3 protein-coding genes are annotated in these 19,266 nt (G+C 39.3%); 2 read left to right on the top strand and 1 reads right to left on the bottom strand.

Annotated elements, in window-relative coordinates:
- Positions 1–90 precede the first annotated feature (90 nt).
- Positions 91–1,614 (bottom strand): ATP-binding cassette domain-containing protein, encoded by a 1,524-nt coding sequence (locus LG375_RS03340; protein ID WP_225745289.1) that lies wholly within the window; start codon positions 1,612–1,614, stop codon positions 91–93.
- A gap of 421 nt (positions 1,615–2,035) precedes the next feature.
- On the opposite strand from LG375_RS03340, the gene LG375_RS03335 reads away from it, so the two are divergent.
- Positions 2,036–3,124, top strand: coding sequence for a hypothetical protein (locus tag LG375_RS03335; protein ID WP_225745288.1), 1,089 nt, complete (start codon positions 2,036–2,038; stop codon positions 3,122–3,124).
- 527 nt (positions 3,125–3,651) lie between these two features.
- Entirely contained in the window at positions 3,652–18,852 is a 15,201-nt protein-coding gene (locus LG375_RS03330; RefSeq protein ID WP_225745287.1) for an SspB-related isopeptide-forming adhesin, read from the top strand.
- Positions 18,853–19,266: the final 414 nt, after the last annotated feature.

Genomic DNA, 19,266 nt, shown 5'->3' with positions numbered 1-19,266 from the left:
AAAAGAACTCAGGCTTTGCCTGAGTTTTTTTGCATATGAAGAAGATGTTTCTTTTGAGACTTTTCTTGTAAAAACGATAGATTTGATATCTTAAATCTCAACTTCTTTTAAACCGTGTGAGTCCAGGCGATAAATCTTTTGGCAGACTTGTCTGAGGTAGTTGACATCATGTGAGACTGTCAGAATGGCACCTGGATAGTTCTCGAAGAGCTGTCGGACTTGGGGTTGTGAGGTGGGTGAAAAATTTCTGGTTGGTTCATCTAAGATAAGGAGCTGAGGGCTTTCTAAGACCAGGTGTAGCAGGAGTAGTTTTCCTTTCTGTCCTCCAGATAAATCAGAAATGGCATGGCTCATTTCATCATGACTAAAGTTGAGGTTGGCGAGATGGGAACTTATGATTTCTCTCTCAGTTTTGTCGCCTGTCTTACTTAAAAACGCTATCGGTGACAAATCATTTTGCAAGATAGTATCGTAATGTTGAGGCATGTAGCCAATAGTCAGGTCTGTCTTCTTGCTAAGTTCTTGGTAGAGAAAGTGTAAGAGAGTAGATTTACCACAGCCGTTATCTCCAACAATACCAATTTTTTCTTGCCCTTTCAAAGAAAGTTTGAGATGGTCAATGGTTAGGTGAGGAGCGATGTTTATCTGCTTTTCATCCAGATTTAAGAGATATTTTCCCTGAGGTAGAGGAGTGATATGAGAGAAGAATAGTTCAATACTGTCTTCTTTATCAGGCATTTGTGTCATATCTTGGGCAAGACGGTCGTAGCGTTTCTCTTGCGAGAGGACTGCTTTCATCTTTTTGGCAACCAATCGTCCTTGCGTGCTATCATGCGTATTACGTAGGGTAGTTTGGACATTTTGTTTGATACGGCGATGCTTGGCCATGGCTTTGTCATAGGCTTTTTTCTCGGTTTTCGCTTGCTGCATTTGTTGCTGGAAGGCATCAGTGCGTTGCTGGCTATAGTTATCATAGTCGAGGTGCTCCACACTAGTCCTTGCCTGACGGCGACGTTTAAGGAGTTCCAGATGGATAATGGTATCTGCTGTCTGGCTTAGTAGGTCTTCGTCATGTGAGATATAGATTATGGTTTGATCAGAATGTTTGATAAAATTTTTTAGCCAAGTCATAGTAGTCAAGTCCATATCGTTTGAGGGCTCATCAAGAAAAATGATGTCGTGGGGACGGGCTAATTCTCGGATGAGTTGAATTTTGAGTTTCTCGCCACCTGACAGAGAGGAGACAAGCTGACTGCTAGCAAAACGCTCACTATCAAAATGAAGTTCATCAGCCAGACGATAGAGGGTAGCATAGTCTAGGTCATAAGTATCCGCAAAGAAGTAGTCGTTAAGGGTTAGGGATTGTAAGTCATCCGAAATCTGTTGGGGAATATAGACCTGTGGGCTATCTGGTTTATTAATAGTTCCCTCGTAAGAAAGATGGTCGAAATGTGCTTTAGGATTGACAAGAAGGGCAAGGAGACTAGATTTTCCATTGCCTTCCTCCCCAATGATGGCGACTTTTTCACCAGTAGCTATCGTTAGATTTAAGTCATGAACGAGTTCACGCAAATCTTTGGTATGGGTAATAGTTAGATGTTGAATCTGTATCATAGGACCTCCTAGGTCTGAGTGCTTGTTGATAGTGTTTCATGGAAAATATGGTTCTTACTTCAAACAATATCAAAGGTCAAAAAACAGTCCTACCTTATAAGATAGAACCGTCTTGAATCTAGCTAAAAAGCCCTCTAGGAGATAGTGATGGTGTGGATGCAAAAAAACGCAGATACCACCAATAAATTTTCTACAGAAAAAGAGCGCAAAAAAGACATGAAAACAATCTATCGAATAAAGCAGGTTTATTGTGAATAGACTTAGTTGTTCATGTCTCCATTTACCTCCGAATGTTACTTGCCTTGATTGTACGCTGTCCGAGAGATTTTGTCAAATGAAAATAAAATATCCAACCTTATTAGACTACCAATCTACCTTATCAATAGTCTCCACCTATGCTATACTAAAAATGGAGATTGTTATGGAAAATAAGTTTGTAAAGAAACCAACACCTAAGGGGGATAAGTCCACAAGAATTGTTTTTATAGGTCTCTTAGTGGCATTGCTTTTTATAATCGCAGGGACGGCTATCTTCTTTGCTGTGAATAGTAGCAGTAAGGCTACCAAAGGTTCAGCTGCATCCAGTAAGTCGAGGACGACTGTCTATTCCGGCAGCAATGCAGAAGACCCCTTGTTCAAAATCACCCTGAAAACCTTCGGAGATAATAAAGAATTTTTACTCGTGACACCAAATCCTGGTCATGATAGAAACATGTTTAACATTGTGGGGGTAGCTGGTCAATACTTAGTCACTCAGGAGTACAAGGGGGGTGAATCTGGTAAGAAAAATGCCAAGGGTGAGACACTTTATAAGTATGACTACTTTAATATCTATATGTATGACACGGAAAAACCAAATCAAAAACCTAAACAAATTGACCTCTTGAAATTGGCTAAAAAAGCTGGGGATGAAGATTATTTAAATCAGGCAAGTCTAAGGCTTTTCATGCTTAATGAACAAGCTTACTTACAAATGCCTTTTGGTGCGTCATCAGCTGATTTTGCTTCTAATAAAAAATACCTCAATCTCAAAACACAAAAGATTGAGGAAATGAATATTCCAGCTAACTCGAATACTTTGGACTCGGAATTGGATTACGCCAATGTTGATATGCGTAAGACTTTAGAGTCTTTTGGTCTTGAAATGTGGCCAGGTGCAACTAATGGTAAGGATCTAGATCATCCAAGAGAAACACCAATTGCGAGTCTGCCTGCTCTTTATTACATTTCTGAAAAAGACAGAAGCCTCAATATGGATAGTACCAACTTTGCCAAAGAGCATAAGGATGCTTATGAAGCGATTAAGACCAAACATGCTAGGATCTACACCATTCCAAGCAAGATTAACATTGAAACCTGGTTCAATACCTTACTCCATTGGATGGCATCTGAAGGCCAGGATGCCTACGAGTTACCGGTTAGGGCATTTAGACCGACTCAGGAAGAAGGGAAAGTCAAGTCCTACCAAGAATTGCAGACTTGGAATGACAACCATATCAGAAAAAAATAGAGGAACTTACCTCTGAAACCCATAAGATTATGAACCCAAGTTTATGATACTTGGGTTTTTTAGTTTTTTGAAATGCTAATGGGAGACTTTAGTCGTGAAAGAGGATTATTAAATTGTATATCAATGGTTTATCGAGGGTGTTACAGAATCGGATGGTTTGTAATAAGAAGGTGAAAATTAGAATCAAAGTGAGAATATCGGCCAATAAAATGAGTTAAACTCTCTCATAACTCTGACATCTTACTTGAATAATATGAGAAAGTTAGGAATGAAAAGAAAATAAAATAGAAATTTGAAAACGGTATAAAGCAAATAAAATCAAGGTTTTTACACTTGTAAGAATAAAAAAGGAGCGAAAGTTGTTAATTGAATTGTCAGACAACTTGATTTTTTTTAAAAAATATCGATTAATCACTTGACCATGAATTGTCAGAATGTTAGAATGTAATAGAATCATGAGTTCAAGTATAGGATTCTTGTATACTCGTGACCTATAACTAACTATTTCATACAGAGGGAGACTTGAAATGAAAGACATTTTTAACAGACGTCAACGATTTTCATTGCGTAAATATTCGTTTGGTGTCGCTTCAGTCTTGCTAGGAACGGCACTCTTTGCTGCTCATTCTGCACAGGCTGATGAAGTAACAGCGCCTGACGCTTCTTCATCAAACCCTGGTTCATCAGTTGAGGGCGAGAGTTCTTCAGACCTGGTTGAGACGTCAACAGCATCAACAGCTCAAGCAGATCCTACTGCAGCTGTATCTTCAACTGAGGCAACTGCGTCAACATTTAACTTGACGCCAGAAGCTTCAACAACAGATAAGGTTGCCGCAGAGACAACTGACAAACAAGCTACAGAAACTGCAAAACCTGAAGCAGCTAAACCAGCTTCAGAGACTGCAAAACCAACTGAAAAAGCTACGTCAGAAGCAGCTAAACCAGCAACTGCAGCTTCAACTGCAGCAGCTAGCGGTAAAGTTGAAACAACAGCTTCAGCGACAACCGCTGCAGCAACTCCAGCTGCAACAGCGGCTAATCGTACTGCAGCAACAGCCGCTCCAGTAACTGAAGAAACAGCAGCAGCCGAAACTGCGGCAGCAACTACAAGTCTTAACACACGTGGTTCTGCACGTTTTTATTCTGTAGGATCAGCAGCAGTTCGTAGTGCAACGCTTGACCGTGCAGCAACTGATTTGACGAATGCTGGCGCTTTGGCAACAAGAAGTAGCCGTCGTAATCGTCGTGCCGCTACAGACCACAATAACGAGCCGGTTGCTGTAGCAACTTTCTTAAAAGACGGTGAAGTTGCTACACCTGAGATGACGGATCCAAATGGTGCAAGTGTTCGTTCACAAACAGTACCATCAGGATATGCTGCTAAAGAAGGCGATGTCTACACTTATAGTATTGTAGACCTTACTCGTTTCAATGAACGCTACAATACAAACTACTATACTCGAGCATACAAGAGATTTGATGCTTCAACAGATACAACTGTTGAATTGGTCGATAAAACGACTGGTAATGTCGTAGAAACTAGAACGATTACAGCGTCAAGCGGTATTCAAAAATTCACAACTACAAAAGCTGCATCTAAAGGTGAATTGACTTGGCAAGTTGATTACGATCCAGGTACAGGAGCTGGTCCTGGTAAAACTGACCAACCATTTATTCAATACGGATATGAAGTTGGGGCAAGTGTTCAAGCTTTAGTAGCTCCAGGACATAACCTTACTACTGAAGAACAAAAATTTTATGATGCAGTTTATGCTGCTCGTACATCAACAGATATTATCAACGTTGTAGAACCAGCATATAACGGTCGTACGATTACAGATACTAATGCCAAGATTCCAGTATCAGTTAATAAAACAACTTACTATAAAGTAGTTGATAAAAATAATCCAACATTTAATGCGAATAAAACTGATGTAACTGTTCAAGATTATAAAGCAAATGGTAATGAAGTAGACTTAGCTTCATACACTCTTAAAGCTATGGAAGGTCAAAACTTCACAGCATCTGGAGAGCGCCAATTTGATGGATACAAACTTTATCAAGCAGCTGATGCAAACGATCAATCAGGTTATGTAAGCCGTCCTTACACTGTTGGTACGAAATTCATGGACGCTGAGCGTGCAGGAATTAAACGTATTAAAGAAATCGTGGGTGAAGATGGAACTGTAGTTGTTCGTGTTTATCTTCTAGATCCAAAACAACAAAGCAAACGTTCTGATGGTACATTGAGCACTGATGGCTACATGTTGCTAGCAGAAACGAAACCAATTAAACCAGGTGATTACAACAAACAAGAATTAGCTGTTAAGAAATCACCTCTTAATACAATTGCTTTCACTGATAGTAAAGGTGTAACCTATGCAAATGGTAAAGAAGTTCCATTTGACTTCCAAAAAGCTGCTGGATACACACCGTATAAGACTGTCTTTGTTCCATTCTTGGGAGATAATATTGGACACCTTTCTCCGAACGAACAATTGATTCGTGGAGTAAATGGTATCGGTACCAACGTTGACTTGCTTAACTCTTTGACACCGTATAAACAACCTGTTTACTACTACGTGAAGCAAGAACCTGTAACAGTTACTCCAGAAGTTGAAAAACAACTTGAAGGACGTGTATTAAAAGATGGCGAGTTCACATTCAAGTTAACAGAAGAGAAAAGCAGTTCTGATAAACACGAAGAAACTGTTACTAACAAGGACGGCAAAGCGACATTTAGCAAGCTTACCTTTACTAAAGTTGGCACATATAAATACAAAATCACTGAACAAAAGGGTTCTGATACAAACGTTGACTACGATGCAATGACAGTTACGATGACTGTTAATGTAACGGAGAACGCTCAAGGTGATTTACAAGCTTCAGTTAAATACAGTGCTGAAGGTGGATTCAAATCAAGTGCTGATGATAAGATCTTTAACAACTACGTTGTAGCTCCTGTTAAAACTAAATTCGACTTCACCAAAGCTCTTGCAGGTCGTACTCTTAAAGATGGTGAATTCAGTTTCCAATTGAAAGATGCCAACGGAACTGTTCTTCAAACTAAGACTAACAATGCTAGTGGTGTGATTGCCTTTGACGATTTGACATTCACAAATGCACAAGTTGGTACTCACAAGTACACTGTTGAAGAAGTTCGTGGTTCTGAAGCTGGTATGCAATATGACCCAATGAAAGCTGAAGTAACAATCACTGTTACTAAGGAAGGTCACGTTCTTAAAGCAACAAACACTCTTCCATCAGATACAGAGTTCAACAATACATTCACACCTGCTGCAACACAAGCACAATTCCGCTTCACAAAACGTTTGGAAGGTAAGACTCTTGAAGCAAATGCCTTCACCTTCGAATTGCTTGAAAACGGCAATGTGATCCAAACTAAGAAGAATGCGGCTGATGGTTCAATCCAATTTGATTCAATCTCATATGCAACTGAAGGTACGCACACTTACACTGTACGTGAAGTAGCTGGAACAGATACAAACATCGATTACGATGATATGAATGCAGTAGTAACTGTTAACGTTACTAAAGATGCTGCATCTGGTATCTTGACTGCTAAGGTTACAATGCCAGAAGACACTGAGTTCAACAACTTTGCTGTTGCACCAGTTAAGACTCGTTTTGACTTCACTAAAGCTCTTGCAGGTCGTGCACTTAAAGATGGTGAATTTAGCTTCGTATTGAAAGATGCCAACGGAACTGTTCTTCAAACTAAGACTAACAATGCTAATGGTGTTATCGCCTTTGACGATTTGACATTCACAAACGCACAAGTTGGTACTCACAAGTACACTGTTGAAGAAGTTCAAGGTTCTGAAGCTGGTATGCAATATGACACAATGAAAGCTGAAGTAACAATTACTGTTACTAAAGATGGTCATGTTCTTAAAGCTGTGAATACACTTCCAGCCGACAAAGAATTCAACAATACATTCACTTCATCTCCAACACAAGCACAATTCCGCTTCACAAAACGTTTGGAAGGTAAGACTCTTGAAGCAAATGCCTTCACCTTCGAATTGCTTGAAAACGGCAATGTGATCCAAACTAAGAAGAATGCGGCTGATGGTTCAATCCAATTTGATTCAATCTCATATGCAACTGAAGGTACGCACATTTACACTGTACGTGAAGTAGCTGGAACAGATACCAACATTGATTATGATTCAATGAACGCAGTTGTGACTGTCAATGTCACAAAAGACGCTCAAACAGGTCTTCTGAACGCGGCAGTTACAATGCCTGAAGACACTGAGTTCAACAACTATGTGGTTGCTCCAGTTGTGACTAAGTTCGACTTTACTAAGAAATTGGCTGGTCGTGAACTTAAAGCAGGTGAATTCAGCTTCGTATTGAAAGATTCTACAGGTGCAGTAGTTGAAACAGTTAAGAATGATGCTGCTGGTAATGTTTCATTCTCTAACTTGTCATTCGACAACACTAAAGTAGGTACTCACACTTATACAGTAGAAGAAGTTATCCCAGCCAACAAAGAGTTTGGTATGACTTACGATAAGATGAAAGCTACTGTTACAGTTGAAGTTGCTAAGAACGGTCATTCATTGACTACGGTTACAAACGTATCTTCAACTGGTGGGGTTGATGCCAACGGTAATGCAACTGACGGTACTGCAGATAAAGAATTCAACAACAAAGTCACTCCTCCAGAAACTCCTGAATTCCAACCAGAAAAATTTGTCGTTTCTAAAGAGAAATATGACATTACTGGTGACAAGTTGATGGATGACGACGATGATGTACCTGGTAACGAGTACACAGCAACAAATGAGAATCCATATGTTGATGGTGTTAAAAACAACGAACCAGAAAACTTGAATACTAAGACTGTTGAACGCGGTTCTAAATTGGTATACCAAGTATGGCTTGATACTACTAAATTCACAGAAGCTAACAACATCCAATACGTTGGTGTATCTGATACATACGATGCAGAAAAATTGGACGTTAACGCTGCTGACATCAAAGCATACGATTCAGTAACTGGTGCAGACGTGACTGCTAAATTCGTCATCAAAGTTGAAAATGGCACAATCACTGCAACTTCTAAAGATGAATTTATCAAAGATAAAGTAAACAATCCTGTTATCGATACTACTAAATTCGCCTTTGGACGTTACTATAAATTTGATATCCCAGCAACTGTTAAAGAATCTGTTAAAGCTGGTGCTGATATTGAAAATAAAGCCAACCAAACAGTTCACGTTTACAACCCAGTAAGCAAGACAGTTGAAAAACCTGAAAAACCAACACAAAAACGTGTTAACAGCGTTCCAGTTCCAGTGGAAATGAACTTCACTAAACGTTTGGAAGGTCGTGAACTTCAAGCTAACGAATTCGAATTCGTATTGAAGAAAGACGGCGTTGAAGTTGAACGCGTGAAGAACGACGCTGCTGGTAAGATTGTCTTCAAGACTCTTAAATTTGGTCGCGATGATCTTGGTAAGACTTACAACTACACAGTAGAAGAAACTCCTGGTACAGATACAACTGTCAAATACGACACAATGGTTGCCACTGTTAAAGTTGTTGTTTCACACGACGGTACAGCTAAAGCAATCGTTGCCAACGTAACAGATGCTGCTGATAAAGAATTCAACAACCGTGTAACACCTCCAGAAGAACCTAAGTTCCAACCAGAGAAATACGTTGTTTCTAAAGCGAAATTCGATATCACTGGTACTAAACTCGTTGATGATGATTCTGAATTGACAGATAAATATGGTGAAACAAACACCAATCCATATGTCGATACAACTGCCAACAACGAATTGGAAAACTTGAATACCAAGACAGTTGAACGTGGTCAAAAACTTTACTACCAAGTATGGTTGGATACAACTAAATTTGATGAAAGCAACAAAGACAATATCCAAACAGTAGGAATCACAGATAACTACGACAAGGATAAATTGACTGTTAATGCTTCAGAAATCAAGGTTTATGATTCTGTAACTGGTGCAGATGTTACTAACAAGTTCGATATCGCTGATAACAATGGTGTTCTTACAGCTAACCTTAAAGCTGGCTTCACTAAGTCACTTGGCGACGCTGAAAATACACAAATCATCGATACGACTAAGTTTGAATTTGGACGCTACTATAAATTTGATATTCCAGCAACAGTGAAAGACGATGTTGTAGCTGGTGCAGATATCGAAAACAAAGCAGCCCAAGTTGTTAACTACTACAACCCAGTAAGCAAGACAGTTGAAAAACCAAACAAACCAACTGAAAAACGTGTAAATAGTGTTCCAATCTCAGTAGAATTCAACTTCACTAAGAAATTGGAAGGTCGTGACCTTAAAGCTGGCGAATTCACATTCGAGTTGAAAGATAGCGACAATGTTGTGATTGCAACTGCAACCAACGATGCAGCTGGTAAGATTAAATTCTCTCCAGTAGATTACACAAATAAAGCTGGTAAAACTGTTACAGCCCTTAAATACCAGAAGGGTCAAGAAGGTACTTACAAGTACACTGTAACAGAGGTTAAGGGTACAGATGCAACTGTCACTTACGATGAAATGGCTGCTGTTGTAACTGTTACTGTTTCTCATGATGGTACAGCGAAAGCCTTGATCACAAACGTGACAGACCCTGCGGACAAAGAATTTAACAACCGTGTAACACCTCCAGAAGAACCTAAGTTCCAACCAGAGAAATACGTTGTTTCTGAAGAGAAATTCGATATCACTGGTGACAAGCTCGTTGATGATGATAAAGAGTTGGCAGACAAGTACGCAGACACCAATGCGAACCCATATGCGGACGATGCATCAAACAACGAAAAACAAAACTTGAATACGAAGACTGTTAACCGTGGCGACAAGTTGGTTTACCAAGTATGGTTGGATACAACTAAATTTGACGCAAACAACAAAGATAACATCCAAACAGTTGGTATCTCAGATGACTTCGACGAAACTAAGTTGGAACTTGACGCTACTAAGATTAAAGCGTATGACTCTGTAACAGGAGACGATGTAACTTCTAAATTTGATATCACTGTTAACAATGGTGTGATCACAGCTAACCTTAAAGATGGCTTCACTAAGTCACTAGGCGATGCTGAAAACACTCAAATCATTGATACAACTAAGTTCGCCTTTGGACGTTACTACAAGTTCGACATCCCAACAACAGTTAAAGCTGATGTTAAAGGCGGAGTAGATATTGAAAATACAGCGGCTCAAGTAGTTAACTACTACAACCCAACAACTAAGAAGGTTGAAAAACCAAACAAACCAACTGAAAAACGTGTTAACAACGTACCAGTTGAAGTGGAATTCAACTTCACTAAACGTTTGGAAGGCCGTGAGCTTAAAGCTAACGAATTCAGCTTCGTCCTTAAAGATTCAGAAGGTAAGACTCTTGAAACTGTAAGCAACGATGCATCAGGTAACGTTAAGTTCTCTAAACTTGAGTTCAAGAAAGGCCAAGAAGGCGTACACAACTACACAGTAGAAGAAGTTAAAGGAAGCGACGCAACCGTTACATACGACACAATGAAAGCGAATGTAACAGTTACAGTTAAACACGATGGAACAGCTAAAGTTCTTATCGCGACTGTAGGCGACATTGCGGATAAAGAATTTAACAACCGTGTAACACCTCCAGAAGAACCTAAGTTCCAACCAGAGAAATACGTTGTTTCTGAAGAGAAATTCGATATCACTGGTGACAAACTCGTTGATGATGATAAAGAGTTGGCAGACAAGTACGCAGACACAAATGCGAACCCATACGCTGACGATGCATCAAACAACGAAAAACAAAACTTAAATACTAAGACTGTTAACCGTGGCGACAAGTTGGTTTACCAAGTATGGTTGGATACAACTAAATTTGACGCAAACAACAAAGATAACATCCAAACAGTTGGTATCTCAGATGACTTCGACGAAACTAAGTTGGAACTTGACGCTACTAAGATTAAAGCGTATGACTCTGTAACAGGAGACGATGTAACTTCTAAATTTGATATCACTGTTAACAATGGTGTGATCACAGCTAACCTTAAAGATGGCTTCACTAAGTCACTTGGCGATGCAGAAAACACTCAAGTTATCGACACAACTAAATTCGCCTTCGGACGTTACTACAAGTTCGACATCCCAACAACAGTTAAAGCTGATGTTAAAGGCGGAGTAGATATTGAAAATACAGCAGCTCAAGTAGTTAACTACTACAACCCAACAACTAAGAAAGTTGAAAAACCAAACAAACCAACTGAAAAACGTGTTAACAACGTACCAGTTGAAGTGGAATTCAACTTCACTAAACGTTTGGAAGGCCGTGAGCTTAAAGCTAACGAATTCAGCTTCGTCCTTAAAGATTCAGACGGTAAGACTCTTGAAACTGTAAGCAACGATGCATCAGGTAATGTTAAGTTCTCTAAACTTGAGTTCAAGAAAGGCCAAGAAGGCGTACACAACTACACAGTAGAAGAAGTTAAAGGCTCAGACGCAACCGTTACATACGATACAATGAAAGCGAATGTAACAGTTACAGTTAAACACGATGGAACAGCTAAAGTTCTTATCGCGACTGTAGGCGACATTGCGGACAAAGAATTTAACAACCGTGTAACTCCTCCAGAAGAACCTAAGTTCCAACCAGAGAAATATGTTGTTTCTGAAGAGAAATTCGATATCACAGGTGACAAGCTCGTTGATGATGATAAAGAGTTGGCAGACAAGTACGCAGATACAAATGCGAACCCATATGCGGACGATGCGTCTAACAACGAAGCTCAAAACTTGAATACTAAGACTGTTAAACGTGGCGATAAGTTGGTTTACCAAGTATGGTTGGATACAACTAAATTCGACGCAGCTAACAAGGACAACATCCAATCAGTAGGAATCTCAGATGACTACGATGAAACTAAGTTGGATCTTGACGCTACTAAGATCAAAGCTTACGATTCAGTAACAGGTGATGATGTTACAGCTAAATTCGATATCACTGTTAACAACGGTGTGATTACTGCAACTCTTAAAGATGGCTTCACTAAGTCACTTGGCGATGCAGAAAACACTCAAGTGATCGACACAACTAAATTCGCCTTTGGACGTTACTACAAGTTCGACATCCCAACAACAGTTAAAGCTGATGTACCTGGTGGTGTAGATATTGAAAATACAGCAGCTCAAGTAGTTAACTACTACAACCCAACAACTAAGAAAGTTGAAAAACCAAACAAACCAACTGAAAAACGTGTTAACAACGTACCAGTTGAAGTGGAATTCAACTTCACTAAACGTTTGGAAGGCCGTGAGCTTAAAGCTAACGAATTCAGCTTCGTCCTTAAAGATTCAGACGGTAAGACTCTTGAAACTGTAAGCAACGATGCATCAGGTAATGTTAAGTTCTCTAAACTTGAGTTCAAGAAAGGCCAAGAAGGCGTACACAACTACACAGTAGAAGAAGTTAAAGGCTCAGACGCAACCGTTACATACGATACAATGAAAGCGAATGTAACAGTTACAGTTAAACACGATGGAACAGCTAAAGTTCTTATCGCGACTGTAGGCGACATTGCGGACAAAGAATTTAACAACCGTGTAACTCCTCCAGAAGAACCTAAGTTCCAACCAGAGAAATATGTTGTTTCTGAAGAGAAATTCGATATCACAGGTGACAAGCTCGTTGATGATGATAAAGAGTTGGCAGACAAGTACGCAGATACAAATGCGAACCCATATGCGGACGATGCGTCTAACAACGAAGCTCAAAACTTGAATACTAAGACTGTTAAACGTGGCGATAAGTTGGTTTACCAAGTATGGTTGGATACAACTAAATTCGACGCAGCTAACAAGGACAACATCCAATCAGTAGGAATCTCAGATGACTACGATGAAACTAAGTTGGATCTTGACGCTACTAAGATCAAAGCTTACGATTCAGTAACAGGTGATGATGTTACAGCTAAATTCGATATCACTGTTAACAACGGTGTGATTACTGCAACTCTTAAAGATGGCTTCACTAAGTCACTAGGCGATGCTGAAAACACTCAAATGATCGATACAACTAAGTTCGCCTTTGGACGTTACTACAAGTTCGACATCCCAACAACAGTTAAAGCTGATGTACCTGGTGGTGTAGATATTGAAAATACTGCGGCTCAAGTAGTTAACTACTACAACCCAACAACTAAGAAAGTTGAAAAACCAAACAAACCAACTGAAAAACGTGTTAACAACGTACCAGTTGAAGTGGAATTCAACTTCACTAAACGTTTGGAAGGCCGTGAGCTTAAAGCTAACGAATTCAGCTTCGTCCTTAAAGATTCAGAAGGTAAGACTCTTGAAACTGTAAGCAACGATGCATCAGGTAACGTTAAGTTCTCTAAACTTGAGTTCAAGAAGGGTCAAGAAGGCGTACACAACTACACAGTAGAAGAAGTTAAAGGCTCAGACGCAACCGTTACATATGACACAATGAAAGCGAATGTAACAGTCACAGTTAAACACGATGGTACTGCTAAAGTTCTTATCGCGACTGTAGGCGACATTGCGGATAAAGAATTTAACAACCGTGTAACTCCTCCAGACGAACCTAAGTTCCAACCAGAGAAATACGTTCTTAGCGATGGTAACGGTAAGTTCGATATCACTGGTACTAAACTTCTTGATGACGATAAAGAGTTGGCAGACAAGTACGCAGAAACAAATGCGAACCCATATGCGGATAAAGCTGATAACAACGAAGCAGAAAACATCAATACTAAAGCTGTTAAACGTGGCGACACTATTAACTACCAAGTATGGCTTGATACAAATAAATTTGATGCAAATAACAAGGATAACATCCAAACTGTTGGAATCACCGATGATTATGATGAAGCTAAATTGGAAGTTAAGCAATCAGATATCAAGGCTTACGATGGTAAGACTGGTGCTGATGTTACTGACAAGTTCGACATCTCTATCGCTAACGGCGTGATTACTGCTAACCTTAAAGCTGGCTTCACTAAGTCACTTGGCGATGCAGAAAACACTCAAATTATCGATACTACTAAGTTCGAATTTGGACGTTACTACAAGTTTGTCATCCCAGCTAAGGTTACTGACGGTGCTTACGATGGTGCTGAAATTGAAAATACAGCAGCTCAAGTTGTAAACTATTACAACCCAACTACTAAGACTGTTGAAAAACCAAACAAACCAACTGAAAAACGTGTTAACAACGTTCCAACTGCTATCGAGTTGATCTTTGGTAAGACACTTAACGGACGTAAGTTGCAAGATAAAGAATTTACTTTTGAATTGAAAGATGAAAAAGGTAATGTTCTTGAAACAGTTAAGAATGATGCCGAAGGTAAAGTTAAATTCTCTACTATCAACTATGCTAAAGCAGATCTTGGTAAGACATTCAACTACACAGTAGAAGAAGTTAAAGGAACTGATACAACTGTTACTTACGATAACATGAAAGTCAATGTTACTGTTCAAGTTATCCAACCTTCAGTAGGAGATCAATTGTCAACAGTTATCTCTTACGCTACAGTAGGTGGAGATGCTTATGGTGGTGACGATCGTGTCTTCGATAACGAGGTTACTCCTAACTTCAAACCAGAGAAATATGTTGTTTCAGAACCAAGCTTCGACATCATTGGTAACAAACTTGCTGATGACGACGATTCAGCTGATAAAGTTGAAATCCAAAACTTGAATGGTAAGACCCTCAAACGTGGTCAAAAGATCTACTATCAAGTATGGCTTGATACTCGTGACTTCACTGCAGAAAGCAACCTTCAAACAGTTGGTATCACAGATAACTACGAAGAAGCTAAGCTCGATATCGACGCTTCTGAAATCAAGGTTTACGATGGTATCACTGGTAAGGATGTTACAGACAAGTTCGATATTAAAGTTGAAAATGGTGTTCTCTACGGTACATCTAAAGCAAGCTTGACTAAAGCTATTAGTGCAACAGATGCTACTCCAGTCATCGATACAACTAAATTCGAGTTTGGTCGTTACTATAAATTTGATATCCCAGCTGTTGTTAAAGACATTGATGCAAACGACGGTGTAGATATTGAAAATACAGCTAACCAAACAATTCACCAATACAACCCATTCAATAAGAAAGTTACAACTCCTGAAAAACCAACTCAAACACGTGAAAACAATGTTCCAGTTCCACTCGAGTTCAACTTCACTAAACGACTTGAAGGACGTGAGTTGACTGCAGGTGAGTTCAGCTTCGTATTGAAAGACAAAGACAACAAGGTTCTTCAAACAGTAACCAACGATAAAGATGGTCACATCAAGTTTGAAAAACTCTTGTTCAGCAAAGCAGATCTTGGTAAGACATTCACTTACACAGTTGAAGAAGTAGCTGGTAAAGATACTTCAATCACTTACGATGCTATGAAAGCGACTGTAACAGTGGAAGTTACTAAGGAAGGCAAAGTTCTCACAACTGTCGTTAACCACGCTTCAACAGGCGGATTCGCTTCAGGCGCTAACGATAAAGAGTTCAACAACAAGGTGGTTCCACCAGAAACACCTAAGTTCCAACCAGAGAAATATGTTGTGAACAAAGAGAAATTTGACATCAAGGGTAACTCACTCGTTGATGATGATAAAGAATTGGCAGACAAGTACGCAGATACAAATGCGAACCCATATGCTGATGATGCATCAAACAACGAAGCTGAAAACTTGAATACTAAGTCTGTTAAACGTGGTGATAAACTTGTTTACCAAGTATGGCTCGATACAACTCAATTCGATGCTAACAACAAGGATTACATCCAAACAGTTGGTATTTCTGATGACTACGATGAAACTAAATTGGATCTTGATGCTTCAGCTATTAAAGCTTACGATTCAGTAACAGGCGAAGATGTAACAGCTAAATTCGACATCAAAGTTGAAAATGGTATGATTACTGCTAACCTTAAAGATGGCTTCACTAAGTCACTTGGAGACGATGCAAATACTCAAATCATCGACACAACTAAGTTTGCCTTTGGCCGTTACTATAAATTCGATATCCCAACCACTGTTAAAGACTCTGTTCCTGGTGGTGTAGATATTGAAAATACAGCTGGACAAGTAGTTCACTTCTACAACCCACAAACGAAGAAGACAGAAATCCCTACTAAACCAACTGAAAAACGTGTAAACAGCGTTCCAATCTCAGTTGAATTCAACTTCACTAAGAAACTTGAAGGCCGTGAGCTTAAAGCAAACGAATTCAGCTTCCAATTGAAGGATGAAGCAGGAAATGTCATCGAAACTGTTAAGAACGATGCTTCAGGTAACGTTAAGTTCAAAGCTATTGAGTACAAGAAAGGCCAAGAAGGTACTTACAAGTACACAGTAGAAGAAGTTAAAGGTACTGATGGCACAGTTCAATACGACGGTATGAAAGCTGTTGTTACAGTTGAAGTTAAACATGATGGAACAGCTAAAGCACTTATCACTAACGTGACAGATGCAGCTGATAAAGAGTTCAACAACAAAGTAACTCCTCCAGATACTCCAGACTTCAACCCAGAGAAATACATCCTTAACGAATCTAAATTCGATCTTACAGGAGTTAAACTTCTCGACGATGATAGCGAATTGAAAGATAAGGTTGCAGATACTAACGCAAATCCTTACGCTGATAAGACTGATAACAACGAAGCTCAAAATATCAATACTAAGACACTCAAGAAAGGTGATAAAGTATACTACCAAGTATGGTTGGATACAACTAAATTCACTGAAGCTCACAATATCCAATCTGTAGGTGTTACAGATAAATATGACAGCGAAAACTTGACTGTTAACGTTAAAGATATTAAAGCATACGACTCTGTAACTGGAGAAGATGTGACAGCTAAGTTCGATATCACTCTCGTTGACGGTGTAATCACTGCAACATCTAAAGCTGACCTTACTAAGTCACTTGGTGATGCAGAAAATACACAAGTTATCGACACAACTAAGTTCGCCTTCGGACGTTACTACAAGTTTGAAATCCCAGCAGAAATTAAACAATCTGCTAAGGGCGGTGTTGACATCGAAAATACAGCCTCACAAATCGTTCACCAATACGATCCACAAAGTAAGACTGTTAAGAAACCTGAAAAACCAACAGAAAAACGTGTCGTAAACATCCCAGTTGAAGTTGAATTTAACTTCACTAAGAAACTTGAAGGCCGTGAACTTAAGGCGGATGAATTCAGCTTCGTTCTTAAAGATAAAGATGGAAACATCCTTCAAACAGTTAAGAACGACGCTGCAGGTAACGTTAAATTTGCTGCTCTTGAATTCAAGAAAGGTCAAGAAGGTACTCACAACTACACTGTAGAAGAAGTTAAGGGTACTGACGGAACTGTTTCTTACGATTCAATGAAAGCTCTTGTCACTGTTGAAGTCTCACATGATGGTAAAGCGAAAGCTCTTATCACTAAAGTGAACGACCCAGCAGACAAAGAATTTAACAACACTGTTCGTCCACCAGAAAAACCTAAGTTCCAACCAGAGAAATACGTTGTTTCTAAAGAAAAATTCGATATCACTGGTATGAAACTTGTTGACGATGATGCTGAGTTGAAAGATAAAGTAGGCGATACTAACAAAGATCCTTACGCTGACAGCACAGCTAATAACGAAGCTGAAAATATCAATACTAAGACACTTAAGAAAGGTGATAAGTTTGTCTACCAAGTATGGCTCGACACAACTAACTTCACTGACGCTCACAATATCCAATCTGTAGGTGTTACAGATAAATATGACAGCGAAAACTTGAACATCAATGTTGCTGATATTAAAGCATACGACTCTGTAACAGGAGAAGATGTGACAGCTAAGTTCGATATCCAAATCGTTGACGGTGTGATTACTGCAACATCTAAAGCTGACCTTACTAAGTCACTTGGCGATGCAGAAAACACACAAGTGATCGATACTGCCAAATTGGCATTCGGACGCTACTACAAGTTCGATATTCCTGCAACTATCAAAGGCACTGCTAAAGATGGTGTAGACATCGAAAATACTGCGTCACAAATCGTTCACCAATACGACCCAACTAAGAAATCTGTTGAAAAACCAGAAAAACCAACAGAAAAACGTGTAGTCAATATCCCAACTAAGGTTGAGTTTGAATTCACTAAGAAACTTGAAGGTCGTGAACTTAAAGCTGGTGAGTTTAGCTTCGTACTTAAAGACAGCAAGGGTAATGTGATCGAAACTGTAAGCAATGATGCTAACGGTAAGATCAAGTTCTCAGCTCTTGAGTACAAACGTGGTGAAGAAGGTACTCACGTCTACACAGTAGAAGAAGTACAAGGTAACGATGCAACTGTTACCTACGATAAGATGGTTGCTACAGTCGTTGTTTCAGTAACTAAAGACGGTAAAGTCTTGACAGTAACTTCTCAATTGCCAGAAGATACTGAGTTCAACAATATTGTGACACCACCGACTCCTCCAACACCACCGACTCCACCAACACCACCAACTCCTCCAACACCACCAACACCACCGACTCCTCCAACTCCAGTGGTTCCACCAGTGACACCACCAACTACACCAGAAGCTCCTAAAGGACCAGCACTCCCTGAAACAGGTGATGATGCGTCTATGGCAGCTATGGCTCTCGGAGGAATCCTTGCGGCAGCTGGACTTGGTTTGGCAGGAAAACGCAAAAAAGAAGACTAAGATAGTTCATAGGTTAAATCCCTCAACATAGTTAGTTAGACTATTTCAGTTTTCGAAAAAGAGACTCATCCCATAAGGGGTGAGTCTCTTTTGTGTCTATTACAAGACAGTTTTTGTTTATATTAAAAAATTAGATAAAAATTCAAAAGCTGAAGAGGTTTATTCAAAAAATATTAGTAACTTAGATTATAGAGGAAATTCCCATAAATAGTGATATGCATGAAAATGCTTATATGAAAAGGTTTGATTATTTTCATGAGGACCTAGTTACTAATCATAATTCGTTTTTTATATTGATTAAAAATTAGAGAAAATGCTTGCTTAAAGATTAAAAAAAGGATATGATAGACTTCGGAAGAAGGTTAATAAATGTATAGAGTGCGTGTTTTTTCAATAACGTCTTCGTTTTTTTGA

Source organism: Streptococcus sp. Marseille-Q3604, from assembly GCF_916619785.1.
In the GTDB taxonomy this organism is placed as follows: domain Bacteria; phylum Bacillota; class Bacilli; order Lactobacillales; family Streptococcaceae; genus Streptococcus.
Note: the sequence above shows the minus strand (reverse complement) of the source record. Positions and strands in the feature narration are given on the sequence as shown.